This is a genomic window from Gordonia sp. ALPHA1B1 (assembly GCF_005502615.1).
Classification (GTDB): Bacteria; Actinomycetota; Actinomycetes; order Mycobacteriales; family Mycobacteriaceae; genus Gordonia; species Gordonia hongkongensis.
The window spans coordinates 1-26,027 of record NZ_SCOC01000005.1; the positions used below are offsets into that span (position 1 = coordinate 1).

27 protein-coding genes are annotated in these 26,027 nt (G+C 69.6%); 8 read left to right on the plus strand and 19 right to left on the minus strand.

The annotated features are described in order from the left end of the window. Positions 1 to 185: 185 nt before the first annotated feature. A complete protein-coding gene (gene holA / locus FFS52_RS04435) occupies positions 186 to 1,154 on the minus strand; it encodes a DNA polymerase III subunit delta (RefSeq protein WP_137808978.1) in 969 nt (322 codons plus the stop codon). A 165-nt stretch (positions 1,155 to 1,319) separates the two neighbouring features. Between holA and FFS52_RS04440 the strand changes: the two genes are divergently transcribed. After that, positions 1,320 to 2,732: an amino acid permease gene (locus tag FFS52_RS04440; RefSeq protein WP_137808979.1), complete on the plus strand. Its 1,413-nt coding sequence runs from the start codon at positions 1,320 to 1,322 to the stop codon at positions 2,730 to 2,732. 12 nt (positions 2,733 to 2,744) lie between these two features. Here the strand turns inward: FFS52_RS04440 and FFS52_RS04445 are convergent, their stop codons facing one another. From FFS52_RS04445 to FFS52_RS04495, 11 genes are all read right to left on the minus strand, one after another. Continuing rightward, entirely contained in the window at positions 2,745 to 4,142 is a 1,398-nt protein-coding gene (locus FFS52_RS04445) for a ComEC/Rec2 family competence protein (RefSeq protein ID WP_137808980.1), read from the minus strand. Positions 4,143 to 4,145: 3 nt separating this feature from the next. Beyond that, positions 4,146 to 5,147: a ComEA family DNA-binding protein gene (locus FFS52_RS04450; RefSeq protein ID WP_137808981.1), complete on the minus strand. Its 1,002-nt coding sequence runs from the start codon at positions 5,145 to 5,147 to the stop codon at positions 4,146 to 4,148. A 116-nt stretch (positions 5,148 to 5,263) separates the two neighbouring features. Next, positions 5,264 to 6,124, minus strand: coding sequence for a DegV family protein (locus FFS52_RS04455; RefSeq protein WP_137808982.1), 861 nt, complete (start codon positions 6,122 to 6,124; stop codon positions 5,264 to 5,266). A 4-nt stretch (positions 6,125 to 6,128) separates the two neighbouring features. After that, positions 6,129 to 6,953 (minus strand): diglucosylglycerate octanoyltransferase, encoded by an 825-nt coding sequence (gene octT, locus FFS52_RS04460; protein WP_078112910.1) that lies wholly within the window; start codon positions 6,951 to 6,953, stop codon positions 6,129 to 6,131. Positions 6,954 to 6,966: 13 nt separating this feature from the next. Continuing rightward, a complete protein-coding gene (locus FFS52_RS04465) occupies positions 6,967 to 7,680 on the minus strand; it encodes a histidine phosphatase family protein (RefSeq protein ID WP_058252104.1) in 714 nt (237 codons plus the stop codon). After that, on the minus strand, positions 7,677 to 8,039 hold the full coding sequence (rsfS, locus tag FFS52_RS04470; protein ID WP_004023080.1) for a ribosome silencing factor: 363 nt from the start codon (positions 8,037 to 8,039) through the stop codon (positions 7,677 to 7,679). The genes FFS52_RS04465 and rsfS overlap by 4 nt, the downstream gene beginning before the upstream one ends. 10 nt (positions 8,040 to 8,049) lie before the next feature. Then, on the minus strand, positions 8,050 to 8,829 hold the full coding sequence (nadD, locus tag FFS52_RS04475) for a nicotinate-nucleotide adenylyltransferase (RefSeq protein ID WP_137808983.1): 780 nt from the start codon (positions 8,827 to 8,829) through the stop codon (positions 8,050 to 8,052). 48 nt (positions 8,830 to 8,877) lie between these two features. Further along, positions 8,878 to 10,272, minus strand: a complete 1,395-nt coding sequence (locus tag FFS52_RS04480; RefSeq protein ID WP_137808984.1) for a VWA domain-containing protein — start codon at positions 10,270 to 10,272, stop codon at positions 8,878 to 8,880. Then, the gene (locus FFS52_RS04485; protein ID WP_171011550.1) at positions 10,272 to 11,216 is read right to left on the minus strand and encodes a MoxR family ATPase; all 945 of its coding nucleotides are present in this window, start codon (positions 11,214 to 11,216) and stop codon (positions 10,272 to 10,274) included. The genes FFS52_RS04480 and FFS52_RS04485 overlap by 1 nt, the downstream gene beginning before the upstream one ends. Further along, complete coding sequence (locus FFS52_RS04490) at positions 11,216 to 12,511, minus strand: glutamate-5-semialdehyde dehydrogenase (RefSeq protein WP_137808986.1); 1,296 nt, start codon at positions 12,509 to 12,511, stop codon at positions 11,216 to 11,218. The genes FFS52_RS04485 and FFS52_RS04490 overlap by 1 nt, the downstream gene beginning before the upstream one ends. Positions 12,512 to 12,616: 105 nt before the next feature. Further along, positions 12,617 to 12,883: a metal-sensitive transcriptional regulator gene (locus FFS52_RS04495; RefSeq protein ID WP_137808987.1), complete on the minus strand. Its 267-nt coding sequence runs from the start codon at positions 12,881 to 12,883 to the stop codon at positions 12,617 to 12,619. Positions 12,884 to 13,076: 193 nt separating this feature from the next. On the opposite strand from FFS52_RS04495, the gene FFS52_RS04500 reads away from it, so the two are divergent. After that, positions 13,077 to 13,481 carry a DUF302 domain-containing protein gene (locus FFS52_RS04500; protein WP_137808988.1) on the plus strand — a complete coding sequence of 135 codons (405 nt, stop codon included), beginning with the start codon at positions 13,077 to 13,079 and terminating at the stop codon, positions 13,479 to 13,481. A gap of 37 nt (positions 13,482 to 13,518) precedes the next feature. Then, complete coding sequence (locus tag FFS52_RS04505; RefSeq protein WP_137808989.1) at positions 13,519 to 14,124, plus strand: DsbA family protein; 606 nt, start codon at positions 13,519 to 13,521, stop codon at positions 14,122 to 14,124. 51 nt (positions 14,125 to 14,175) lie between these two features. Here the strand turns inward: FFS52_RS04505 and FFS52_RS04510 are convergent, their stop codons facing one another. The 3 genes from FFS52_RS04510 to FFS52_RS04520 form a co-directional block, all read right to left on the minus strand. Next, positions 14,176 to 14,946 (minus strand): HNH endonuclease family protein, encoded by a 771-nt coding sequence (locus FFS52_RS04510; RefSeq protein ID WP_137808990.1) that lies wholly within the window; start codon positions 14,944 to 14,946, stop codon positions 14,176 to 14,178. Between the two features lie 119 nt (positions 14,947 to 15,065). Next, positions 15,066 to 17,312 carry an ATP-dependent DNA helicase RecG gene (gene recG, locus FFS52_RS04515; protein WP_137808991.1) on the minus strand — a complete coding sequence of 749 codons (2,247 nt, stop codon included), beginning with the start codon at positions 17,310 to 17,312 and terminating at the stop codon, positions 15,066 to 15,068. After that, entirely contained in the window at positions 17,309 to 18,958 is a 1,650-nt protein-coding gene (locus FFS52_RS04520) for a DAK2 domain-containing protein (RefSeq protein WP_068970234.1), read from the minus strand. The genes recG and FFS52_RS04520 overlap by 4 nt, the downstream gene beginning before the upstream one ends. 281 nt (positions 18,959 to 19,239) lie before the next feature. On the opposite strand from FFS52_RS04520, the gene rpmB reads away from it, so the two are divergent. Together rpmB and FFS52_RS04530 are read left to right on the plus strand one after the other, a co-directional pair. Further along, complete coding sequence (gene rpmB / locus FFS52_RS04525) at positions 19,240 to 19,431, plus strand: 50S ribosomal protein L28 (RefSeq protein WP_004023092.1); 192 nt, start codon at positions 19,240 to 19,242, stop codon at positions 19,429 to 19,431. Between the two features lie 107 nt (positions 19,432 to 19,538). After that, positions 19,539 to 20,378, plus strand: a complete 840-nt coding sequence (locus tag FFS52_RS04530; RefSeq protein ID WP_068970235.1) for an enoyl-CoA hydratase-related protein — start codon at positions 19,539 to 19,541, stop codon at positions 20,376 to 20,378. 229 nt (positions 20,379 to 20,607) lie between these two features. Here FFS52_RS04530 and FFS52_RS04535 read toward each other — a convergent pair whose 3' ends face one another. From FFS52_RS04535 to FFS52_RS04545, 3 genes are read right to left on the minus strand one after another with little or no spacing between them, the layout of a single operon-like run. Beyond that, positions 20,608 to 21,291: a uracil-DNA glycosylase gene (locus tag FFS52_RS04535; RefSeq protein ID WP_065632720.1), complete on the minus strand. Its 684-nt coding sequence runs from the start codon at positions 21,289 to 21,291 to the stop codon at positions 20,608 to 20,610. Between the two features lie 26 nt (positions 21,292 to 21,317). Beyond that, on the minus strand, positions 21,318 to 21,839 hold the full coding sequence (locus FFS52_RS04540) for a gamma carbonic anhydrase family protein (RefSeq protein ID WP_058252116.1): 522 nt from the start codon (positions 21,837 to 21,839) through the stop codon (positions 21,318 to 21,320). 31 nt (positions 21,840 to 21,870) lie between these two features. Then, positions 21,871 to 22,914 carry a thiamine-phosphate kinase gene (locus FFS52_RS04545; RefSeq protein ID WP_068970239.1) on the minus strand — a complete coding sequence of 348 codons (1,044 nt, stop codon included), beginning with the start codon at positions 22,912 to 22,914 and terminating at the stop codon, positions 21,871 to 21,873. A gap of 225 nt (positions 22,915 to 23,139) precedes the next feature. Here FFS52_RS04545 and FFS52_RS04550 point away from each other — a divergent pair, with 225 nt between their 5' ends. Both FFS52_RS04550 and FFS52_RS04555 read left to right on the plus strand, forming a co-directional pair. Beyond that, a complete protein-coding gene (locus tag FFS52_RS04550; RefSeq protein WP_058252118.1) occupies positions 23,140 to 23,385 on the plus strand; it encodes an Lrp/AsnC ligand binding domain-containing protein in 246 nt (81 codons plus the stop codon). A gap of 83 nt (positions 23,386 to 23,468) precedes the next feature. Then, positions 23,469 to 24,062 (plus strand): DUF3515 domain-containing protein, encoded by a 594-nt coding sequence (locus tag FFS52_RS04555; protein ID WP_068970242.1) that lies wholly within the window; start codon positions 23,469 to 23,471, stop codon positions 24,060 to 24,062. Positions 24,063 to 24,076: 14 nt separating this feature from the next. Here FFS52_RS04555 and FFS52_RS04560 read toward each other — a convergent pair whose 3' ends face one another. Continuing rightward, positions 24,077 to 25,084, minus strand: a complete 1,008-nt coding sequence (locus FFS52_RS04560; RefSeq protein ID WP_058252120.1) for an NAD(P)H-dependent glycerol-3-phosphate dehydrogenase — start codon at positions 25,082 to 25,084, stop codon at positions 24,077 to 24,079. A gap of 144 nt (positions 25,085 to 25,228) precedes the next feature. Between FFS52_RS04560 and cofC the strand changes: the two genes are divergently transcribed. Next, positions 25,229 to 25,966, plus strand: coding sequence for a 2-phospho-L-lactate guanylyltransferase (gene cofC, locus FFS52_RS04565; protein WP_065632753.1), 738 nt, complete (start codon positions 25,229 to 25,231; stop codon positions 25,964 to 25,966). Positions 25,967 to 26,027: the final 61 nt, after the last annotated feature.

A 26,027-nucleotide genomic window follows, 5' to 3' on the forward strand; every position in this document is an offset into this window, starting at 1 on the left:
CGCCGCCTCGCCCGCGTCGTCTACAACCACCTCACCACCGACCACCACGCCCGCACCCGCAAAGCCGACAACCCAACACCCGCCGCCGCTTGACATAGGAGCTATGAGCCGGCCCCGAGCGGAGCGAGGCGCCGAGTCGAAGCCACTCCCGTCCGACGGCCGACTCAAGACCGGCCGGACGGGCGTCAGCTCCGCCGACGCCCGTCCGGCCGGAGCTCGGCGACCGTGGCGACGGCGTGGGTGAGGCTGTAATCGGGGTCGGCGGCCTGCCCCTTCACATCCGCGTTGAGCGCCGCGACCACGCCGACCGCCCGCGCGATCGACTCCGCGTCCCACGCCTTGGCCTTCGCCTGCACGTTCTTGACCCGGTTGGGCGGCATGCCGAGTTCGCGGGCCGCATCGAAGTGGTTGATCGACCCCATGGGTCGGATGCGAGCGATGGCGTGGACGGCCTCGGCGAGGGCGTCGGCAAGCAGCACCCGCGGCACGCCGTGGTGCAGCGCCCAGGCCAGGGATTCCAGCGCGCCGGCACGGTCGCCCGTCACCGCCCGGTCGGCCACCTCGAATCCGGTCACCTCGGGACGGCCCTGGTAGTACAGGCGCACGGTGTCGCGGTCGACCTTGCCGCCGGTGTCGGCCACGAGTTGCGCGCACGCGGCGGCCAGCTCGCGCAGTTCCGATCCGACGCCCTCGACCACCTGCTCGACGACATCGGCGCCGACCTTTACGCCCAGCGAACGGAACTCGTTGCGCACGAAAGTCATTCGCTCCGACGGCCACTTCGGGGCGGTCGTCTCGTGCTCGACGGCCCCGGCCTTCTTCAACGCGGGGACCATCGACTTCGCCCGGCCCCCGCCGTGATGGATCACCATCAGCGTGATGCCCTCGGGCAGCGACGACGCGGTCGCGGCGATGAGCGCGGCCGGCTCCTTGCCCGCGTCGGCGGCGGCCTCGACGACGACGATCCGCTCTTCGGCGAACAGCGACGGACTGAGCAACTCCGCGAGTTCGTGTTCGCTCACGTCGCCGGCACGTACCCGGGTCACCGGCACCGGGGTACCTGCCGCTTTCGACGCGGCGTCGACCACGGCCGAGATCACCCGGCCGGTGAGGAAGTCGTCGTCTCCGAGCAGCAGGTGCAGGCGATCGGTCACGGCGACAATGGTGCCAGACGGCGCCGACACGATCACCGGACCGCCGCCCGGCCAACCGAATACGACAAAGTGGACGGGTCCTGTGGGCATGTGAATCCGGTGGATCGCGGGCCGTTACGGTGAGCTTCTGCCATCGGCCCACCGACATTCGGAGGAGTTGCCCGCGTGACTGTCGAGCATCCCGGCACCGACACGGGTGCCGACACCGACGAGGGATACCAACGCGGGCTCACCGCCCGCACCGTGCAGATGATCGCCATCGGCGGCGCGATCGGCACCGGCCTCTTCTACGGCGCGGGTGGCGCGATCGAGAAGGCGGGACCGGCACTCATCCTGGCGTACGCGCTCGCCGGCCTCGCGATCTTCATCGTCATGCGCGCTCTCGGCGAACTCCTCATCTACCGGCCGATCTCCGGCGGCATCAGCGAGTACGCCGACGAGTTCCTCGGACGGTTCGCCGGTTTCAGCCAGGGGTGGACCTATTGGGCCGTGTGGACGACGACGTGCATGGCCGAGATCACCGTGGCGGGCAAGTACATCAACTACTGGTGGCCCTCGGTGCCGGTGTGGGTCACCGTCCTCATCGCGCTCATCGTGCTGTTCGGCGCGAACCTGATCTCCGTCGGGGTGTTCGGACGCGCGGAGTTCTGGTTCTCCGCCATCAAGGTCACGGCGATCCTCGGCATGATCATCGTCGGCATCGGTGTGCTGCTCCCGATCGCCGGGCTGGGGCCCGAGACCGGTCCGTCGGTGACGAACCTGTGGAACGACGGCGGCTTCTTCGCGACCGGCTTCAGCAACGCGATGCTGAGCCTGCAGATCGTCATGTTCGCCTATGTCGGCGTCGAGCTCGTCGGCGTGACCGCGGGAGAGGCACAGAACCCGCGCGTCACGCTGCGCAAGGCGATCAACACCGTTCCGTTCCGCATCGGCATCTTTTATGTCGGCTCGCTGCTGGTGATCCTCTCGGTCCGCAGCTGGACGGACTTCCAGGCCGGTGAGAGTCCGTTCGTCTCGGTGTTCTCCTACATCGGCATCCCGGGCGCGGCCGGCATCGTCAACTTCATCCTGCTCACCGCTGCCCTCTCGTCGTGCAACTCCGGCATCTACTCGACCGGGCGCATGTTGCGCTCCCTCGCCCACACCGGCGACGCCCCGCGGCAGCTGACCCGACTCTCGAACCGCAAGGTCCCGGCCGTCGGCATCACGTTGAGCGCCGCCGTCATGGCGATCGGCGTGGTGGTGAACGTCATCGATCCCGTACACGCCTTCGCCTACATCACCGCGGTGTCGACGGTCGGGATCATCGTCATCTGGTCGACGATCCTGCTGTGCCGGATGGCCTACCGCCGGAAGGTCGCGCGCGGCGAACTGCCGCGTTCGGACTACCGGGTCCCCGGCGCCCCGATCACCACGTGGCTCGCCCTCGCCTTCCTCGCGCTCGTCTTCGTCCTGCTGTTCTTCGACCGCGACGGTCGGATCGCACTGATCGTCGGGGCGGTCTGGTTCGCCGCCGTCGGCGTCGGCTACATGGTGTGGAACCGCACCGCGGGCGAGCTGGCCGACCGCGAGGTCTGACTGCGGGCAGCCTCATCCGAACGGCGAGGGCACCTCCACACTCGCCCAGCCCACGCCGCCGAGGGTGCGCGCGCACACGACCATCCACCACAGTTCGGGGGCGAGGGCGCGCACCAGCAGTTCACCCACGAGCGCGCCGACGCCGTCGGGCGGCCCGATCGCGCCGATGAGTGCGGCGAGGGTGCCGACCACGCTGATCACCGCGACCACCGGGGCGACCAGAAGGTTCGCAACGATTCCCACCACCGAGAACGTGCCGGTCACCACGACCACGATCGGCGCCGTCACCAACTGCGCGGTGACCGCCATCGCGATCACCTCGGCGACACCGGGCGGACAACGCCACTCGCGCAACCGGTCGCGGAGTCGTGGGGCCCACAGCACGATGGCGGCGGTGGCGGCGACCGACAAGGCGAACCCCGGTTGCAGCGCCAGTTCGGGCCACCACAGGAGTCCGCCGACGACCGCCGCACCGAGCGCCGGGAACGCCTGCGCCCGACGAGAGGCGAAGAGCGCCAACACACCCACCGCTCCCATCAACGCGGCACGCACGACACTCGGCGACGGCCGGACGAGCACCACGAATGCCAGGATCACCACCAGCCCGACGACCGCGGCCGCCCGCGGTGGCACACCCGCACTGCGAACCACGAGAAGCGCTGCCCCGCAGACGATCGCGAAATTGCTGCCGCTCACCGCGGTCAGATGGCTCAGGCCGGCGTCGCGGAAATCGTCCCGCAGGCCGTCGTCGAGGGAGCTCTCGTCGCCGAGCACGAGGCCGGGCAGGAGTCCGGCCGCGTCCTCGTCGAGCGCCCGCGCGGCCAACACCTGCAACCGTTCCCGGATCGCACCGGCCACCTGCTGGTGGGCGGGCGGCGAGCCGACGACCCGGGGCTGCTGCGCAGTCAGGGTCGCCACCAGCAGCGAGTGCTCGGGCGGCGGCCGCACCCGCGCGACCGTGAGCACCCGTTGCCCGGGCAACAGTCCCGACCACTCTCCGAGATCTCCCATCAGGTCGGCGGAAGCCGTCGGAACACGATGCGAACTAACCTGTTCCACGTCGACGCGCAGACGGACGCGTCCGGCCGACGAGGGCCCGACAACCACCGGGTCCCCACGCACGGTCAGCACGACCGTCGACTTCCCGGTCGACGCGGCCAGCGGGTGATCGGAGCGGACCTCCTGCCGGATCGCCAACGAGGTCGCGCACACCGCCGCGAGGCCGGCCACGACGACGATCAAACCGACCGCGTCCCATCCGAACCGGCCGCCGGCACAGACCAGCGTGCCGACCGAGGCCACCGCGCCCGAACAGATCGCCAGCCCGAGCGTGTACCCGGGCGGCATCACCAGCCCGAACGCCGTCACCGACCACACCGCCACCGCCGGTACCAGCAGGCGGTAGTCCACCCGTCAGACCGTCACGAGATCGCGCAGTCTGGCCAGGCGTGCCGGACCGATCCCGTCGACCTCGGCCAGCTGGTCCACGGAGCTGAAGCGCCCGTTGCGTTCCCGCCACGACAGGATGGCCTTCGCGGTCACCGGCCCCACCCCGGGCAACTCGTCGAGGTCGGCCTCGGTGGCGGTGTTGAGGTTCACGAGTCCGCCGGTGGCCGGTGGACCACCCGAACCGCCGGCGGGAGCACTTGCATCTGCCGGGGGTGCACCCGCGGGTGCGGGTGGCGCGCCCGAGGCCCCGACGACGGCACTGCGCAGCGACATCTCGCCCTGCCCGCCCGCGTAGCCGACGAGGATCTGATCGCCGTCCCGGAGGACCTGCGCGAGGTTCAGCGACAGCAGATCCGCGTTCTTGCGCGCGCCCCCCGCCCGGTCGATCGCGTCGGCGACCCGCGCCCCGGGCGTGAGTTGCACCAGACCCGGCGCGTGCACCAAACCGACGACACTGACCACCATCTGCGCCGGGGTCGATTCGGTCGGCACGGCCGGCGGCGTCGACGGGTCCGACGTCGACGAGGTACCGGCCACCGCACCGAAATCCACGACCGGCGCCGACTCCGACCCGCGGAACAGTCCGAAGGCCGCGACGGCACAGACGACGACACCGACCGCGATCAGCGCGAGAGCTGCCGGTGGCGCGACCGCGAAGCGCCGCCGAGGGATGGGATCGTCGTCGAAGTCATCGTCATCCTCGGCACCGTCGCCCCCGACACTGTCGCCGCCGTCGGCGTCCGACCGTCGCCGCTGGGTTCGCGCCGGCGTGTCGAGCCACGTCGGCATCCCGCCGATCCCCCACCCGGGATGCTCGGGTTCCTCGACGGGGCCGAGCCGGTCGTCGATGTCCGGCGCGAGCGGCGGCGACACGGGGTCGATGCCTGCCGTACCGTCCCGTCGGCCCGGCAGATCGGCCACCGGCGCCAGCCGGTCCAGCGGGTTCCGCCGTCCTGATGCGCTCATGACGCCACACGCTAGGTCGCACAGCCGCCGCTGCTCCGCACGCGAACCGCAGAACCCGCGATCTGTGGACGGTCAGCGCGAGCTGTGGATGACGCCGAGCCCGGCGCGCCGGACCGCTAGGACTCGCCGAGACCCTCGATCGGTTCGAGGTGCGCGGCGATCACGACGCCCACCGCGCCGGGGCCGACGTGGGCGCCGAGGATGGGACCGAGATCAACGGTCAGCTCGGAGGTCACCACCCGCAGCCTGGCGTGGACGGCCGCGCGCAGTTCCTCGGCGACGTCCGGGCTCTGACAGTGCTGGATGCCGACCGTGACCGCGCGCCCGCCCGCGGAGTCGGCGGCGGCGTCGACCATCTTGTCCAGCGCCTTGGAGAACGTGCGATGACGTTCCTTCAGCGTCAGGGTCCCGTCGACCATGTGCAGGATCGGTTTGATGGACAGCGCCGATCCGAAGAGCTTGCCCGCGGCGCTGATCCGGCCACTGTTGCGCAGATTGTCGAGCTGCTGCACACACAGCAGCGAGTCGACGGTCGCTGCCTGTCGGATGGCGGACTCGTACACGCGGTCCCGGTCGGCTCCCCCGGCGGCGGCCTGGGCGGCCGCGACGGCGGTGAAACCGACTGCGAGACCGACAGATCGGGAATCGACGACCCGAACCTGCCCGGAAAACTTCTCCGCGGCCATCCGCGCCGAACTCCAGGTCCCCGACAACCGGCGCGACATGTGAACGGCGACGACGCCGGCACCCTGACTCGCCTCGAGCGCGGACTCGAAATGTTCGGAGAGGTCGTTGGGGTTGGCACCGGAGGTGGTCACGCCCGGCGTCGTCACGATGTCGGCCGGGATGTCGTCGACACCTTCGCGGTAGTCCTCGTCGCCGACGGCGAGGTGCAGTGGGACCTGCCGAATCCCGTAGTGCTCGGTCACCGACCGCGGCAGTCGGGACGAGGAGTCTGTGACGACGACGACAGGCACGCGTCTACGTTAACGGGTTCACGCGCCGGGCCTCCACGGGCGTCGGGGTCGGGCCCGCGGCGTCGCGATTCGCGCGCCGCCGGACGGCGTCGACGACCGGGGCGACCAGGTCGGCGATGCCCCGATGGCACGAGAAACCCCAGTGGATTCCGTCGGGATTCATCTCGGCGGTGTCGTCGTCGAAGGCGTCCCTGGTGACCGGGTAGAAGTCGACACACGGTAGGCCGTGGCTCGACGCCCATCGCGACATCGCCGCGGTCGTCGGGATCCGCCCGGCATGGACGTTGCCGTAATACGGACTGCGGTGGGTGGGCGGCAGGCACACGACGATCGGGAGGTCCGGACGCAACTGGGCGAGCGCCGCGCGGATCTTCTCCAGGTACTCGATCGTGACGTGCGGCGGCAGCGCGAGCGGCCATCCGAGGTGCGACCCCCGCGGTTGTATCCACGCATAGGCCGCGCGTATTCGCTGCCGCAACCCGTTCGGCCTGATGTAGCGGATCTGCTCCCGGAAAGCAGTCGGAAGCGGCGAGGGCAGCGTGTCCATCCCTCCGAATGCGAGCACGACGACGTCGGCGCGGGGCACGGTGGCCCAGATGTTCGGGTCCTGGGTGAGGGCCCACCAGACGTCCCGGCTCGTCCACCCGATCCGGCCGAACAGCCGCACCTCCGAGCGCGTCGCAGCGCCCACGAGCATCGGCCAGATCCGAGGGTCATCCGCGGGCAGACCGCCCTGCGGACCGTAGTACGCGAGCGAGTCGGACAACACCAGCACACATCGCTCCCGCGCATCGGCAGCGGATGGACCGGGTCCGGCGGCCTCGGTCATCGGCGGACGTCGCTCACTGCACCGCCGGGTCGGAGTCCTCGGCGGACGCGTTCCACACGTCCAGGCGCCACCGCGGCAGTTCGCCGGGCATGCTGTGCCCCGACAGCTGCACCCAACTCGTGTTCGCGAGCCCCCCGAAGACGGGCCAGTTCTCGACCGGCAGCCCGAGCAGCGCCGCGGTCATCGCCGCGATCACTCCCCCGTGGGCCACCAGCACCACCGGCGCCTCCGGGTTGTCGCCGACGCCCCACTCCGGCAACAGCTCGATCAACTCGTCGACCAGGGGGGTGGAGCGGCGGGCGACGTCGACGCGGCTCTCCCCACCCGGCGGCGTCCAGGTCGCGTCATCGCGCCAGACGGCGCGCGCCCCCGGCATCGCGGCATCGACGTCGAGGTGCGTCAGACCCTGCCACTCACCGAGATGTGTCTCACGTAGGCGGACGTCGGTGGTCACCGGCAGACCGGTTCGTTGCGCGAGCGCCTCGGCGGTGTCGCGCGCCCGCCGCAGATCCGACGACCAGATGACCACCGGCTGCCGCTTGGCGAGCTCGACCGCCGCCGAACCGGCTTGCCGGACACCGAGTTCGGACAGATCGGTGTCGATCTGGCCCTGCATCCGACTCGCCGCGTTGTACTCGGTCTGCCCGTGCCGCAACAGGATCAGGCGCCGCACCACCGGGGTGAGACGTTCGACGGCGGTGTCGTGTGAGTCGGGACCGCCACTCACGACAGCCCGTCCACCTCGACCACCGGGCAGTCCTTCCACAGACTCTCCAGCGCGTAGAAGCGTCGCTCGTCGGTGTGCTGGATGTGCACCACGATGTCGGCGTAATCGAGCAGTGCCCAACGACCTTCGCGCGTGCCCTCGCGGCGCAGCGGCTTGTGGCCGGCTTCCCGCAGCTTCTCCTCGACCTCGTCGACGATCGAGTTCACCTGACGCTCGTTGTCGGCGGAGGCGATCACGAAGGCGTCGGTGATCACCAACTGCTCCGACACGTCGATCACCGTCACCTCGTGGGCGAGCTTCTCGGCCGCGGCCAGGGCGGCCACCTTGGCCATCTCCAGCGCTTCAGCTGACGCAGTCACACTTGTCCTCTCATTCGGTCACGGCCTGTTCGCCCAGGGCGCGGCCCGACCCGTCGGTATCGCCCTGCAACTCCCCGGGAGGGATTTCCTCGGGCGGAAGCCTCTCGGGGCGGTTGGCCCCGGGAAGCGCCGGGGCGGAGACACCGGGCGACGACGCCCGAGGCGCACGATACAGCTTCCGCTTGGCGATGTACTGCACGACGCCGTCGGGCACCAGGTACCAGACGGGCCGGCCCTGCAACGCGCGCGTCCGGCACTCGGTGGACGAGATCGCCAGCGCCGGGATCTCCAGCAGATGCAGGGTGTCGGCGGGCATGGCCTCGAGATGGTGGGCCAGGTGCGTGGCGTCGAGCTCGTACCCCGGGCGGCTCACGCCGACGAATCGGGCGAGGCCGAACAGCTCCTCCCAGTCCTGCCACGACAGGATGGATTCCAGCGCATCGGCGCCGGTGATGAAGTACAGCTGGGCTTCCGGGAGCAGCGCCCGCAGGTCGCGGAGGGTGTCCACGGTGTAGGTGTCGCCGTCGCGGTCGATGTCGACACGACTGACGCTGAACTGTGGATTCGACGCGGTCGCGATGACCGTCATGAGGTAGCGGTCCTCCGGCGGGCTCACCGTGGTCGCCTCGCCCATCTTCTGCCAGGGCCGGCCGGTCGGGACGAAGATCACCTCGTCCAGCGAGAACCGGTGGGCGACCTCGCTGGCCGCGACGAGGTGCCCGTTGTGGATCGGGTCGAACGTGCCGCCCATCACGCCGATACGGCGCGCACGCGGGCGGTCGGGTGACATGGACGGTCAGTCTACGCGTCGGGCGCCGATGCGAATCGGCAGCGCTGGTCAGATCGGCAGGAGGTCGGCGATGACCGTGCCCAGCTGGGTGGCGTTCCGGCATTCGAACATGTCGATCACGTCCGCGTAATCGGTCGCGACCGAGTCGCCCGTGCCCCAGTGCTGCTTGGCCTCCGGGTTGAGCCAGTAGGCGTGCCGGGCCCGTTCCACCAGTTCGGCGAGCGCGTCGGCGTGCGGATCGTGATAGTTGTTCCGCCCGTCCCCGAGGATCAGCAACGCACCCCGGTGGGTCAGCGAATCGCCGTAGTCGGCGACGAACCCGGCCAGCATGTTGCCGTAGTCCGAGTGACCGTCACGGGTGGAGATCCGGGCGGTGGAGATCATGTGGTGCATCGCCGCACCGAAATCCTCTTCGCCGTGGTCGAAGTAGTCGGTCACCTCGTCCACGGTGTCGACGAAAGCGAACACCCGCACCTTCGAGAACTGTTGCCGCAGTGCATACACCAAGCGCAACGTGAACTGACTGAACCCGGCCACCGACCCCGAGACGTCGCAGATGATGATGAGTTCGGGCCGCCCCGGTCGGGGCTTGCGGTGACTGAGTTCGATGGGCACCCCACCCGTGGACATCGAGGCGCGCAGCGTCTTCCGGACGTCGACCGCGCCGCGGTGAGCGCGCCGTCGCCTCGTCTCGAGCTTCGCGGCCAGCAATCTTGCCAGCGGCTCGATGGTCTTGCGGATCTCCACCTGTTCTTTGGCACCCGCCGACAGGAAGTTGACGTTCTCGGGTAGCGGGGGCACCGCGTAGGCGCCGACCTTCTCGCGGCCATTGCGGTCGGCCATGCGCCGCTGGGTCTCTCGCTCGATCGCCGCACGCAGATCATTGGCCTTCTGGCGCGCCGCCTGCCGGTAGAGCGGTTCCGTACCGGCCGGCCCGCCGTCCCCGTCGCCATCACCGGCCATGGCCGCCGCGATCTTCGCGATCAGTGTCTGCGGACTCACCGCGGTGATGGCCTGATAGGCCGAGAACGCCTCGCCCCGAGTCGATCCGTAACGCCCCAACTCGTCGACGATCATCGCGATGGCCTGGTCGAGCCGGCCGTCGTTCGCCGACGCGTCGTCGGCGAGCATCTCCGCCAGCGCGTCCCGGACCGCCTCGACATCGAGCTCGCCGTCGGGGGTGCGCGGAAGATCCTCGGTCACGGTGCGCATTCCGGCGCCGACCGGGAACCACAGGTCGAAGACCCGGTCGAACACACCGCGATGGGCGTGATCGACGAGCAGTGTCGTCGCGAGCCCCTCGCGTAGACGGGGGCGTTCGAGGAGGTCGAGGACCTCCATGGCACTCGCCGCATCGATCAGCGCCGACGGCCCGACCACGATCCCGCGACGACGCAACTCGTCGACGAAATCGGTGAGGTGCGCGACGAGCGGAGCCGTCATCAGCCCAGCTTGAGTTCTTTGAGAGCCGTCTTGAGGTCCGGCCGGTGCTTCAGCACGACACCGAGGGTCCGTGCGATGAGTCCGTCGTCGAATCCGCCACCGCTCTTGGCCGTGGCCTTCTCCCCGGCTCCCAGCGCCAACAGGGTGTTCGCCCAGTCGATCGTCTCGGCCACCGACGGCTTCTTGCGGATGTCGAGTGTGCGTAGGACACCGACGATCCGCACCAGCTCGGCGCTGAGCGAATCCGACAGGTTCGGCACCCGCGACGCGAGGATCTCCTTCTCGCGCTCGGCATCCGGGAAGTCGATGTAGAGGTACAGACAACGACGCTTGAGTGCCTCGGACAGCTCGCGGGTCGCGTTCGATGTCAGCAAGACGATCGGACGACGCTGAGCGGCAACGGTTCCCATCTCCGGGATGGTGATCGCGAAATCGCTGAGCACTTCCAGCAGCAGCCCCTCCATGTCGACGTCGGCCTTGTCGACCTCGTCGATGAGGAGCACGGTGGCACCCTCGCGCGAGATCGCCTTGAGCAGCGGCCGCGGCAGGAGGAACTCGTCGGAGAAGATGTCGGCCTTGGCCTCATCCCACACGCGGTCCCCCGTCGCCTGGATGTGCAGGATCTGCTTGGCGTGATTCCACTCGTACAGCGCGCGGGCCTCGTCGATGCCCTCGTAGCACTGCAGGCGGATGAGTTCGGCATCCGTGGCCGCCGCGATGGACCGGGCGAGTTCGGTCTTGCCGACACCCGCCGGCCCCTCGACCAGCAACGGCTTGCCGAGACGGTCGGCCAGGAAGGTCGAGGTCGCGGTCGCGTCGTCGGCGAGGTAACCCGTCGCGCGAAGGCGACCGACGACGTCGTCGACACCCTCGAACGACGGCACGACGGCCGGGCCCGAGCCGGTGTATCCCGCGGTCCCCGCGTCCGGGGTCGTCGCGCTCATCAGGCGGGCCGCACGTGGCCGTTGCCCCAGACCACCCATTTGGTCGAGGTCAGTTCCGGCAGACCCATCGGGCCGCGGGCATGGAGCTTCTGGGTGGAGATGCCGATCTCGGCGCCGAAGCCGAACTGCTCGCCGTCGGTGAAGGCGGTCGATGCGTTGACCATGACGGCGGCGGCATCCACGCGCCGGGTGAACTCGTCGGCGGCCGCCAGGTCGGTGGTGATGATCGCCTCGGTGTGGCCGGTTCCGTAGGTGTCGATGTGGGCGACCGCGGCGTCGAGCCCGTCGACCACCTTCATCGCGATGTCCATCGACAGGTATTCCATGGACCAGTCGTCCTCGGTGGCCGGCTCCATACCCGGCTCGTCGCCGTGGATGACCACGCCCTGGGTCTGCAGCACCGAGGTGATCCGCGGCAGCGCGTCGGCCGCGACGGCCTTGTCGATGAGCACGGTCTCCGCGGTGTTGCAGACACTCGGCCGGCGGGTCTTGGAGTTGAGGATGACACGCGCCGCGACATCGAGGTCGGCGAGTGCGTGGACGTAGACGTGGCAGTTGCCGACGCCGGTCTCGATCGTCGGGACCGTCGCATTCGACACCACGGCCTCGATGAGGCCCGCGCCGCCACGGGGGATGACCACGTCCACGAGTCCGCGCGCCCGGATGAGCGCGGTCACGCTGGACCGATCGTCGCTGGGCAGCAGCGACACCGCATCCGCGCTGACCCCCTTGGCCGACAGGGTCTCCCGCAGCACGCGCACGAGTTCGGCGTTCGACGACGCGGCCGACGACGAGCCACGCAGCAGCACCGCGTTCCCGGACTTGAAGGAGATCCCGAACGCATCGACGGTGACGTTGGGGCGCGCTTCGTACACGATGCCCACGACCCCCAGGGGCACGCGCAGCTGACGCAGCTGCAGCCCGTTGGGGAGGGTCTTCCCCGCAACCACCTCACCGATCGGGTCGGGGAGCACGGCGACCTGCCGCAGACCGTTGGCGATACCGGCCACGCGCGAGGCGTCGAGCCGCAGCCGGTCGAGCAGGCTCACCTCGATGTCGGCCGCCTCGGCACGTGCGATGTCCTCCGCGTTCGCGGCGAGGATGGTGTCGGTGGCCGCCTCGATGGCGTCGGCCGCGGCGAGCAGGACCTCGTTCTTGCCCGCGGTCGTCAGACCGCTCAGCGAGCGGGACGCCGACTTGGCGGCACGGGCAAGCCCGAGAACGACCTTCTCCGTGTCGGACTTCTCGGTGTCGGACTTCTCGGTGTCGGACTGCTCTGCGGTGGGTGCGCTCATCAACATCCTCGACTTCGGTGGTTCCGGGCGCGACCGCCCGGAAGGTGCCGTTCTCAGAGTAACGCCGCAGGTTCGGAGTCCCCAACGAGATCCACGGTCGGCGCCTCAGGCGAGTGTGAGGAAGAGTTTCTCCAGCTCTGCCTCGGTCAACGGCGGTTGCTCACCGTCAACGGTCTCGATGCACTGCCGCATTCCCGAGGCCACGATCTTGAAGCCGGCGCGGTCGAGCGCGCGGGACACCGCGGCGAGCTGGGTGACGACGTCCTTGCAGTCGCGCCCCGCCTCGATCATCGCGATCACACCGGCGAGTTGCCCCTGAGCTCGGCGTAACCGGTTGAGGACCGCGGCCGTCGTCTCGTCGTCACCGGTCATCACTTCTCCTCCAGTTCGCGGGTGGCGGCACCACGTACGGGCGACCCGAGCGGGTCGGCCGTGGTTTGGCCGGCCACGTAGATCGGTACCCGACATCGGTGTCGGCGACCACGATACCCCCTGGGGTATGGTGGTCCCCGGGTGCAATACCCCAGGGGGTATCTACCGTGCCATCGAACAGAAAGGAATCGCGATGTCTCTCGCTCTGGCCACCACGCTGCCGGTCCCGTTCGCGGAGGCCGTCGAACGAACCCGCACCGCACTCGCCGACCAGGGATTCGGCGTTCTCACCGAGATCGACGTCCAGGCGACGCTCAAGACGAAACTCGACGAGGACATGGAGCCGTACTTGATACTCGGCGCGTGCAATCCGCCGCTGGCGCATCGGGCGCTCGGCGTCCAGCGGCAGATCGGGTTGCTGTTGCCGTGCAACGTCGTCGTCCGCTCCGACCCGGGGAACCCCGACCACACGCTCGTCGAGGCGATGAACCCCGATCTCATGGTCCAGGTCTCGGGCGAACCGGACCTCGAACCGGTCGCACGTGATGCCGCGGTGAAGTTGCGCGCCGCGATCGATTCCCTGACCGCACAGTCCTGAACCCCTTGCACATTCGTCCGAGACCAACGGAGTTCTCATGACCCACTTCGATTTCCACTTCGACCCCGTGTGCCCCTTCGCGTGGGCGGCCTCGCGGTGGCTCATCGACCAGGCGCAGGCACACGATGCCTCCGTCGACTGGCACGTGATGAGTCTGGCCATCCTGAACGAGGACCAGGAGCCGGATTCCGACGAGCAGCGGCAGCAACTCGACACCTCGCGGAGGCTCGGACGTGTGTTGATGGCGGCCGTCGACGAGTCCGGGACCGACTCCCTCGAACCGCTCTACTCGGCGATCGGCCGACGGCTGCACCACGCGGGCGACGAGATGACTCCCGCGACGGTGTCGGAAATCCTCGTCGACACCGGCCTCCCCGCCGGCCTGGCCGAGGCCATGGACGACGAATCGTTCGACGACGCCCTGCGCGCGTCGCATCAACGCGGCCAGGATGCTCTGGGCGAGGCCGGCGGCAGCCCCATCACCGGGATCGACAGCAACCATTTCTTCGGTCCCGTCCTCTCCGACATCCCGACCGGGGACGACGCGGAGGCGCTCTTCTCCGCACTCGTGACCCTCGCCGGCACCGAGGCCTTCGCGCAAATCAAGCGTCCCGCCGACGGTCCGCCGTCCTTCTCGCCGTGATCCCCGGGGCCCGGCCGGAGTCCGCTCCACCCTGTCATCGGCGCCGCGGCGTCACTCACACCGCAGCGCCTCCGACAGGACGCGTCGGGAGGGTTCGTCGATCGCCAATCCGTATGTAGCCGTGACGATCACGAACTGAATCGCGTACTGGCACCAGAATCCACGGGCCGGTGGCATCCAGCGCGCGGGTTCGGAGTCGCTCTTTTCCTGGTTCGAACGCCCGTCGACGGCAACGAGATTGGCGGGGTCGTTCGCGAAGTCCAGCCGCCGGTCGGGCGGCCACGCCCACGCTCCCATGTCCCAGGCATACGACAGCGGGACGATGTGGTCGATCTGCACCGCCGACGCGCTCCGATCGCGCCGGAAGACGACGAAGTCGCCGGTGTACGGGCTCCGCAGTTCGCCCGCCAGTACGGCACGAGGACAACTCGGCGTCGGGCCGGCTCGGATGTCGTGGAGATCCCGAGCCAGCACGTCGTTACGGGTGTCGCACCCGTTGCCGCCTCCGGGAACGGACCCGGCGTCCGACCAGGCGCTGCCGAACGCGGCCCGGTCGTAATCCTGTCGGTCGGTACGACCCGCACTGATCGGGATCGAGGCGAGCGACGACGCCGCCTGCCCCGCCATCGCCCGAATCCTCGGGTCGGTGTCGGGACCGGCCCGAAAGGCGTCGACGCCGACGGCGACCACCACCGCCGTGACGACGGCGGCGACGAGCACCGCCCACTGCCGTGGCGACCAGGACGGCGAGTCCCGCGGCGTCCAGCGCATCCATCGGATCCGCATGCGGAGTCGTCGCAGCGTCGGCGAACGCATCACCATGCATTCTCAGACGCACGCGGCAACCTTCTGGTTCCGTGTGTCGATCGGCCCGGTACCGGTGTCGCAGAACGTGGCGCCAGGCGCACCGATGCGCGACAACTGGGCTCGGGCCGAGCCGGTCAGGACTTGTCGAGGTACGCGATCTTGTGCGGCACGAGGATTCCGTCGACGAGATCCGCGAGCGGTCGGTGTTCGAGCAGCGTGATGTCCTCGCTCACCACCTCTTCCGCGAGTCCGCGGGCGTCCTCGATGACCTCGACGTCCTCGAGCAGGGACAGGAACCGCAACGACGTGTTGACGCCCGACTGTAGGGACCCGAGCAGATCACCCTCCCGGCGTTGCTCGAGATCGACTCGCGCGAGCTCGAATCCGTCGTTCGAACCGGCCACGGCGCGGAGGCGGTCCATCGACGGCGAGCCGTCCCGGGCATTCGTCATCAGCAGGCACAGACCCGCATGCCGCCCACGTCCCACACGACCGCGCAACTGATGCAGCTGGCTCACTCCGAACCGATCGGCGTCGACGATGACCATCGTGGTCGCATTGGGCACGTCGACACCCACCTCGATGACGGTGGTGGACACCAGCACGTCCACCTCGCCCCGACCGAAGGCATCCATGACGGCGTTCTTCTCGTCGGCGGGTAGGCGGCCGTGCAGGAGCTCCACGCGTCGGTGCGCGAACGGGCCGGCGACGAGGGCCTCGTACTGCTCGAGGACCGAGGTCGGCCGCGGGCCCTTCTCCTCGTTGTCGTCGGACTCGGGTTCGGGCCCGTCGCCGATGCGCGAGCACACGACATAGACCTGACGGCCGGCGTCGATCTCCTCGTTGGCGCGCGACCACACCCGGTCGACCCATGAGGATTTCCCGGTGGGCACCACCGACGTGGTGATCGGCTGCCGGCCGCGCGGCAGCTCCCGGAGGACCGAGGTCTCGAGGTCACCGAAGGCGGTCATGGCGACGGTCCGCGGGATCGGCGTCGCGGTCATCACGAGGAAATGCGGTATCCGCCCGTTGCGGCCCTTGCCGCGCAACACATCTCGCTGCTCCACGCCGAAGCGGTGCTGTTCGTCGATCACGACGAGTCCGAGGTCGAAGAACTCGACCTTGTCCTCGAGGAGCGCGTGGGTCCCGATCACGATCCCGGCCTGGCCCGTCACCACGTCGAGGAGCGTCTCGCGCCGGCCCTTGGTCTTCATCGAACCCGTCAGCAGCGCGAGGCGCGTCGCGCCGTCGGCCGCGGTCAGTTCGCCCGCCTCGGCGAGGTCGCCCAGCATCGTCTTCATCGTCCGGTAGTGCTGTGCGGCAAGCACTTCCGTCGGGGCCAGGATGGCGCACTGGTACCCGTTGTCGACGACCCGCAGCATTGCCAGCAACGACACGAGTGTCTTCCCGGACCCGACCTCGCCCTGCAACAGCCGCGACATCGGCTGCGCGCGGGCCAGATCCTCGGCGAGCTCCTCCCCCACCTCGACCTGACCGTCGGTCAGGGTGAACGGGAGTCGGTCACGCAACTTGTCCTCGAGACCGCCGGGCACGCGTGGACACGGTGGCGCCGACTCGCTCCGCCCCGCCAACCGGCGCTGCGCCAGCACGGTCTGGATGGCCAGCGCCTCATCGAACTTCAGCCGATGGGCGGCGACCTTCACGTCGTCCTCGGCATCGGGCAGGTGGATCTTGCGGATCGCCTCGTCGGTGCTGACGAGACCCCGCGCGCGGCGTTCGGCTTCGGTGAGTGCGTCGGGAATCGGCGCGCTCTCACTCAGGACCCGACGGACCGCGCCGAGGATGTCCCAGGTCTGAATGTTCTTGTTGGCCGGGTACATCGGCAGGATGTCGCGGTCGAACATGGTGACCAGGGGGTGATCGCCGCGCTCTCCGGTGATCTGCTCCTCGATCGCGTACATCTCGGTCAGCATCTTGGAACCGACGACGTCCTCGATCTCCGGATCGCCGTCGGGAAGGATCATCCATTCCGGATGCGACAACTGGATCTGGTCGCGGAAGTACTTGACCGCGCCGGCCATCATCACCCGTGCACCGGGTCGGAACAGCCCCTTGAGGCGGTGGGCGTTGAAGAAGCTGGCCTCGTAGACGTCGTTGTCGTCGGTGACCTTCACCTTGAGGAACGACCCTTTGCGGCTCCTCATCTTGATGAGATCGGACTTGGTGATCCGTCCGACGATCGTCAGCCACTCACCCGGTTCGGGCCGCTCCTGGTCGACCACGTGGCCGCGTCGGATGTACCGGCGGGGCGTGTACCGCAACAGCTCCCCGACCGTGTGCACGCCGACGGTGGCGAGCTGTTCGGCGGGCTTGGTCCCCAGGACGTCGGACAGCGAATCCGACAGTGCCAGTTCGGTCACTCCACACCCACCTGGACGAGATCGGTGCGCTGTCCGGTGCGGTACACCGCCAATTCGATGCCGGGGTAGCTGCGCCGCATCTGCTCCGCGACGGCCTCGAGGGCGGCCTCGTCGACCTCGACGCCGGCAAGCACCGTGACCAGCTCGCCTCCGGTGGAGAGCATGAGGTCGACGAGGGCGGTGCACGCCGACGTCTGATCCGGCGCCACGACGAGCACGTCGTCGCCGATCAGCCCCAGCACGTCACCGACCTCGCTCATCCCCGCCAGCGTCATCATCCTCGTGGTCGCCGACTGCAGCGATCCCCAGCGTGCCCCGGCGGCGGCCTCGGCCATCGCGTAGGCGTCGACGTCGGGGACCTCGCTCGGATCGTGCACGGCGAGAGCGGCGAGGCACTGGGTCATCGACGACGTCGGCAGCATCAGGACCGAACGCTGGGTGGACCGCACCTCGGTGGCGACCGTGACGAGATCCTGCGATGTCAATGCGCCGTTGGCCATGACGACGACATGCGCGCTGTCGGTGTCGCGGATCGCGCGGCCCAGCTCGTGGGCGGAGAGTCCGTCGTCGGCGCGCAGCACGACCGCACCGGCCTCGCCGAACAGTTCGGCCGCGCCGTCACCGGACACGACGACCACCACCGCCCGTTTGTGCCGGGGCGGCGGCTCAGCCGAATCCGCCTGTGCCCGAATGGCATCGAGAGCGAAGCAAGTGATCCGGACATCCGAGAGCTGCCCGATGCCCGCGCCGGCCTCGACCGCCGCACCCGGGTGGCAGGTGTGGACATGTACCGAGAAGCGTTCGCCCTCACCGCTGGAACTGTCGCCGACGATCACCACCGCGTCGCCGAGTTCGTCCAGACGTTCGCGCAGTTCGGCGATCTGCTCGCCGGCCGCGCCGTCGAGGAGGTACATGACCTCGAAGTCCTGGTCGCTCCCGTCGAGGCAACTGTCGTCCGGTCCGTGACCCAGCGTGGTGCTGTCGGTGAGGATGCCCCGGTAACGCCGGCGGCGGTGCGAGACGCCGGTGATGACCTTGACCATGGCGTCCACGATCGCGAGGAAGCCACGCCCGCCCGCGTCCACCACGCCCGCGTTCGCGAGCACCGACAGCTGTTCCGGGGTGCGTTCGAGCGCTTCGGCACAGTCGTCGGCGACGGCGCGCACCTGGTCGGCCGGGGACTCGTGCTCGTGCGCCGCGGCCGATTCGGCGGCGACCCGCACCAGCGTGAGGACCGTGCCCTCGCGCGGTTCACTCACCGCACGGGTCGCCGCGAGCGAACCGAGACGCAGACCCAGCGTCGAGAACTCGGCGAAGGTCAGGGCGTCGGTGTCGCCCAGGATCTCCGCACCGTCCGCGAGTCCGACCAGCACCTGCGAGAGGATGATCCCCGAGTTGCCCCGCGCCTGCGCCACCGCGCCGTCGGCCATCGCGCGGGCGACCTCGGGCAGCGACGCGTCGGGCGGCGTCTTCTCGACCGCCTCGGCCGCGGCCCGCATCGTGAAGAGCATGTTGCTCCCGGTGTCCGAATCGGGGATCGGGAAGACGTTGAGGTCGTTGATCTCGCCGCGCAGCGACTCGAGCTGTTCGACCGAGACTCGGGCCCAATCGCGCAGCAACTGCGGGTTGACGGTGCGGGCGATCACACGGTGGCTCTTTCTCGCAGACGCGGCGCGCGACGTACTGTGCTCTCGCGCGCAACGTGACCGGCTGGTGAGGTTGTGGGCAAGGTTACTCGGGGTGTCCGACCGTGCGGCGCGCCCGAGCGGGACCGGGTGGCGGATCGGCTCGGATTTGGTCACGCCACCACGACCTGGTTATCCTTGCAGGGTTGCCTTTCGCCTCGAGCGCGCACACCCACCGGTGGTGCCGATCGATCCGAGCGGCTGAACACCAGACCATGATCATCTACCAAGGGAGTTCGACGATGGCTGCCGTCTGCGATATTTGCGGCAAGGGCCCGGGCTTCGGCAAGTCGGTGTCTCACTCGCACCGCCGTACCAACCGCCGCTGGAACCCGAACATCCAGTCCGTTCGCGTGGAGGTCGCCCCCGGCAACCGCAAGCGCAAGAACGTCTGCACCTCCTGCCTGAAGGCCGGCAAGACCGCAGCTGTCTGACCTCCTCGCCCGTCCGCGGGTGGGAGTTCGAGAGCACGAGACCCGATGCCATGAGCGCAAGCTCCCCGGCATCGGGTCTTTGGTGTGTGCGCGATAGGGTTTCGCGCATGGCCTCATCGAACCCCACCGCCCCCGCTGCCGTAGACGACACCGACGCTCTGGTGCACGAGCGCAACGGCGTCCTCACCCTCGCGGTCTCGACGGCGGGCGCGGGCAACTCGCTCGACGACGCCGCCCTCGCCGCGGGAACCCAGGCACTGCGCGAGGTCGCGCGTGGACAGCGTGACGTGGGGGCGGTCCTGCTCGTCGGGCTGGGCAAGAACTTCTGCGCCGGCGGCAACGTCCGCGCCTTCGCCTGTGCGGACGACCGCCCGACCTATCTGCGCGAGATCGCCGACAACTTCCATCAGCTCGTCGGCGCCCTGTACGAGGCGAACCGCCCCGTCGTCGTCGCCGCGAAGGGCTGGGCCGCCGGCGCGGGCATGTCGCTGGTGTTGCACGCCGACGTCGCCGTCGGTGGTCCGTCGACCCGGCTGCGGCCCGCCTACCGCGGTATCGGTCTCACTCCCGACGGGGGTCTCACCTGGACCCTCCCCCGCGCCGTCGGCGCTGCCCGGGCACGCCAGATCATCCTGACCGACCGCGTCATCAGCGCCGACGAGGCCCAGCAGTGGGGGCTGCTGTCGGAGATCGTCGCCGACGACGAGGTCGAGTCCGCCGCGCGCACGGCCGCCGAGGCCATCGCGTCGGGTCCCCGCGACGCCGACGCGATGACCAAGCATCTGTTGGCCGTCTCCGCCGACACCACGTTGGTCGAGCACCTCGCCCTCGAAGCCCGCTCCATCTCCGAACGGTCCGGACTGCCCGAGGGCATCGAGGGAGTTGACGCCTTCGTCGGCAAGCGCGCGCCGGACTTCACCCGGGGCCGTGCCACCACCGCCCCCTGATCCGAAAGAACTACATAACCATTGCTCCCTGAGGTGCGAGGAGCGCCAGCGACGAGCCACGAAGGGCCTGGTGAGACAGGTTGCGGAGCCCTTCGTGGCTCGCTTCGCTCGCACCTCAGGGAGCAGAGATGTGGACGCTCAAACAGTGTTCTTTCGTAGTCCACGACGGCCGCCAGGCCGCAGGTACTGAGGTGCGAGGAGCGCGTCGAGGTCGACGAGCCTCGAAGGGTCACGGCAGACGCCACTCCACCGGTTCGGCCCCGAGGTCCATCAGTTCCTCGTTGGCCCGGCTGAAGGGTCGGGACCCGAAGAACCCGCGCGAGGCCGACAACGGTGACGGATGCGCCGACACGATGGTCGGGACGTCGGGCAGCCACTTCTCCAGTCCCGCGGCGTCCCGGCCCCACAGGATCGCGACGAGCGGCTCGTCGCGGGCGGCAAGCGCCTTGATCGCGCACTCGGTCACCTCTTCCCAGCCCTTCCCCCGGTGAGAGGCCGGCTCGCCGGGGGCCACCGTGAGCACGCGGTTCAACAGAAGCACACCGTTGTCCGCCCAGGGCGTGAGATCCCCGGTGGTCGGCATGGGGTAGCCGAGATCGGCGCAGTACTCGGTGTAGATGTTCGTCAGGGAACGCGGGATCGGGCGCACGTCGGGCGCCACCGAGAAGCTCAGTCCGACGGCGTGTCCCGGCGTCGGGTACGGATCCTGCCCGACGATCAGCACGCGCACGTCGTCGAGGGGGCGCGTGAAGGCCCGCAGGACATGTTGTCCCGCAGGCAGATAGCGCCGCCCCTCGGCGATCTCGGTGCGCAGGAACCGGCCCATCTCGGTGATGAGCGGCTCGACCGGGGCGAGCGCCTGCGCCCAGCCCGGGTCGATCAGTTCGGCAAGGGGTTTGGGTGGTGCGGTCACTCGATTGCCTCCGTCGTGGGCGGTCGTCAGTCCAGTCGTTTCAGGGCGGTGCGATAGTGCTGCGCGTTCTGGAAGTACATCTCGCAGTTGAGTTCGGTGTGCCCCTCCGGTACCTCGTAGCCGTCGCGGAGCCGGGCCGGTACACCGAGCGCCATCCGTCGCGAGGGAACGTCGAACTTGAACGGGACCACCGCGCCGGCTCCGACGATCGCGCCGTCGCCGACCGTGGACCCGTTCAGGACCACCGATCCCGAGGCGATGAGGCAGTCGTTTCCGATCGTCGCGCCCTCTATGTGCGCGTTGTGTCCGACAACGCACCGTTCGCCGATCACGGTCGGGTCGAGAACCGTGCAGTGGATGACGGTGCCGTCCTGGATGTTGCTGCGGGCGCCGACGGTGATGGTCCCGTAGTCGCCGCGGAGTACCGCGCCCGGCCACACCGAGACACCGTCGCCCAGGGTGACCGCGCCGATCACCACCGCGTCCGGGTGCACGTAGGTGTCCTGTCCCAGGACCGGTTCTCGGTCGTCGAGTGCGTAGATCGCCATGAGGCGACTCTAATGGTGCGCCCCGGGGACCTCAGTCACCAGTCGGGTCGGCGAAGGACTGCCACCCGTGCAGTTCGAGACCGTCGGGCCCACCGACCCGGCGGTCGTCGACCCAGACCTCGGGCGCCGACGAGGACTTCTCCCCCACCGAGCCGATGACGGTCCACCCTGGCGGCACCACCGCGGGCCCGCCGAACGCCGCGAGCAGGTGATGGTCCTCGCCGCCGGCCAGTACCCAGCGGTCGACGTCCGCCCCGAGTTCGCTTGCCGCGGCAGCCAGATCCGGGCGCCGCGGTACGGCGTCGCCATGCACGGTCATGGCGACCTGGGCAGCCCTCGACATCGTGAGCAGTTCCTCGACCAGACCGTCGGAGATGTCGGTCATGGCGTGCGCACCTGCCGCCGCGGCGACCGGCCCCTGGGTGAGGTCGGGGTTCGGAACTCGGTGCAGTGCAACCAGTTCCGACCAATCGCTGACCATGAGACGCGGATCGGACAGCACCGCGAGTCCCGCGGCGCTGGCCCCCAGCGGACCGCTCACCGCGAGGACGTCACCAGGCCGGGCACCGCCCAGCGAGACGGGGGGCCGACCCTCGAGCGCGCCGACCGCGGTGACACTCACCACCACCTGACCGGCCGCGACGAGGTCGCCGCCCAGCACCCGGGCCCCCTGTCCGTGTGCCGCGCGGACCACGCCGTCGTTGAGGTCGAGGACGACGCCGACCGGCGTGTCCGACGGACACGCGATGGACACGACGAGACCCGTTGTGCGGCCGCCCATCGCGGCGACGTCGGCGGCACTCTGCACCACCGCGCGGGCGCCGACCTGCTCCGGCGTCGACCAGTCGAATCGGAAGTGGCGCCCCTCGACGACGGTGTCGGTGCTGATCACCGCCGATCCCCCGATGTCGAGAACGGCTGCGTCGTCACCGGATCCGATCACGATGTCGTCGGCGGGCTCACCGGAGGTCGCGGACGCGGTCAACGCGGCGATCACGGCACGCTCACCGATCGCCCCGACCGTGTCGGTCCGGTCGATCGCGCGGTCCTGCCGACCTGTCTCGTCGAAGGTCACTCGTCGGGGCCTTTCCTCTTCCGGTCGCGCGCGCACGGGGTTGTCGGTGACAATGTGTGCCACAGTGTATGGGGCCGCCGGGCGAGAGCGATCCGCAACAGTCCGGCCGCCCGCGGCAGTCGTGCACTGCCCGACGACCGCGCATGCGCCGAGCCGCCGGTACGACAGCCCGTGTCGACGATGTGCCCCATACGATGTGGCCCGGGAACGACACAGACGGAGAGGATGTCCGTGGTTCAGGCATACATACTGATCCAGACCGAGGTCGGCAGGGCCGCCCTCGCAGCCGCGACCATCGCCGAGATCGCCGGGGTCGCCTCGTCGGAAGAGGTCAGTGGGCCGTACGACGTGATCGTCCGGGTCGACGCCTCCGATGCCACCCACCTGACCGAGAACGTGGTTCCGCAGATCCAGAAGGTGGACGGGATCACCCGCACCCTGACCTGCCCGGTGGTCCCCACGACGCGCTGAGGGGCGTCGGCCGGCCGCCCACGACGGTGATCGTGACGGGTCCCCGTGCGCGGGTTCGGCAGACCGACTCCTACTGTTGTGGGGTGACGTCAGCAGGTTCGGATGACACCCAGCAGGATCCCGTCGACGGCGAATCCGCCGAGGACTCCGCGCGGTATGGCGGCGGCGGACGTCTCAGCCCCGCACTCGTCGCGACCCTGGTAGCCATTCCGGTGATGGTGCTCGCCGGCTTCATCGTGTTCGCCGCGATGCGCCCCGATCCGGTGACCCCGATCGAGTCCTACGACTCCGTCGGCCCGGTCGCCGCGGAGTGCACCCGCTTGCTCACCGAAGCACCGGACACCTTCGAGGGTTTCGGCACCAAAGAGGTCTCCGGCGACCGCGCGACGTGGCCGTCGACCGGCCCGGGCGACGACATGACACTTCGGTGCGGGGTGACCCGACCTGCCGAGCTGTCTCCCACCAGCAATCTCCAGGAGATCCACGCCGCCGGCCAGGCCGGGGTCCAGTGGTTCATCACGGACACGGTCGACGGCTCGGGCCAGGCCTATGTGTGCGTCGACCACCGGCCCTATGTCGCGATGTGGATTCCGACGAACGCCGGCAACGGACCCATCACCGACATCTCGGGACTGATCGACCGCACCCTCGAACGGGGACCGCTCGACTTCGGCTGATCGGCGGCGGGCGCTCAGTCCCGGTAGATCTCCGGCTTGGTGCTGCGGCCCAACAGCGAATTGACCGCGTCGGCCACCGACATGCCGTCGTGACAGACCTGGTGGACCGCGTCGGTGAGCGGCATCGGCACCTGGTGTCGCTCGGCCAGCGCACGCACCGACGAGCACGACTTGACGCCCTCGGCGACCTGCCCGTTGGTGGCCTCCTGAGCCTGCGCCATGGTGGCACCCTCCCCCAGCCGCGCGCCGAACGTGCGGTTGCGCGACAACGGCGACGAACACGTCGCGACGAGATCCCCGATCCCGGCGAGACCCGCCAGCGTCTCGATCTGCGCGCCCACCGCGACGCCCAACCGGATCGTCTCGGCGAGCCCACGAGTGATGATCGTCGCCAGGGTGTTCTGACCGAACCCGATGCCGCTGGCCATCCCGCAGGCCAGCGCGATGACGTTCTTCGCAGAGCCGCCGATCTCACATCCGACGACGTCGGTGTTGGTGTACGGCCGGAAGTATCGCGTACTGAACGCGCTCTGCAGCGTCACCGCCCGCGCCTCGTCGGCACAGGCGATCACGGTCGCCGCCGGTTGACCCTCCGCGATCTCGCGTGCCAGGTTCGGCCCGGTCAGCACCGCGATCCGGTCGTCGGCGACACCGGTCACCTCGGCGATGACCTCACTCATCCGCAGCAGGGTGTTGGATTCGATGCCCTTGGCGAGCGACACCAACGACGCATCCGACCCGATGTAGGGCGTCCACTGCGTCAGGTTGGGGCGCAACGACTGCGACGGGACACCGCAGACGACGACGTCGGCGCCGAGCAGGGCATCGACCGCCGAACTCGTCGCGGTGAGCGCGGCGGGCAGCGCGATGCCGGGTAGATAGTCGGCGTTGACGTGCTCGGTGTTGATCGCCTCGGCGAGTTCGGGTCGCCGCGCCCAGATCACGGTGTCGGTACCGGCATCGACCAGCACCTTCGCCACCGAGGTTCCCCAGGAACCCGCACCCATCACCGCTGCGCGCACCGCAACCTCCCACCGGGCAAGCCCAATTCCGTATTCCCACCGCCGGCGCCGGCCGGACGGCCGACCCTGCTCACCCTAGTGCCTGCCGGGTATGGCCGACCCGGAATGTCACCGACCAGGGGTCGGTGCATCATGATGGTCGGCATGGAACACAGCACCGTCGGCGCGGGCGCCGACTCGACGGTCGTCGACGCGGGGGGCAACGAGCCCGTCGCGACGTCGGTCGCGGCCGTGCTGGCGGTCAAGAATCTGCACCGCGCGAAGTCTCGACTGGCGGCGACGCTGTCCACCGCATTCGAGGGTGACGACCCCGTCGCCCGGGGTTCCCTCGTCCTGGCGATGTTCCTCGACACCGTCGACGCCTTGCGCGGCGCCGGGATCTCTCGGCTCGTCGTCGTCAGCCCCGACGACGAGGTGCTCGCCGCGGCGCGGCGCTCGGGCATGCGCGGCCTGAGCGAGTCGCCGCACCGGGCACCCGCGGACGCCGGTCTCAACTCCGCGTTCGTCGAGGGTGCGCGCTGGGCGCGCGAGGCGTGGCCCGAGTCGACGGGCCTGATGTACGTGCAGGCCGATCTGCCGGCGGCGACGAGCACGTCCGTCGCCGCCGTGTTGCGCGCCGCCGGTGAACACCGCTCGAGCTTCGTCACCGACCGGGACGGCTCCGGGACGGTGCTGCTGCACGGCACCGGTACCGGCGTCCCCGCTCCCCGTTTCGGTCCCGGTTCGGCGGCCGCCCACCGGGCCGCCGGCGCCGTCGAACTCGACCCGGCCGGCCGGGAGTGGGCCGACCTGCGCACCGACGTCGACACCGCGGCGGACCTGGGCGTCGCCCGCGAGCTCGGCCTCGGACCGCACACCGTCGCTGCGCTGCGTCATCTCTGACCCCGACCCGCAATCGACAAGCGTCCGACCGGCGGGCGTGTACGCCGGGGACGGCGATGGG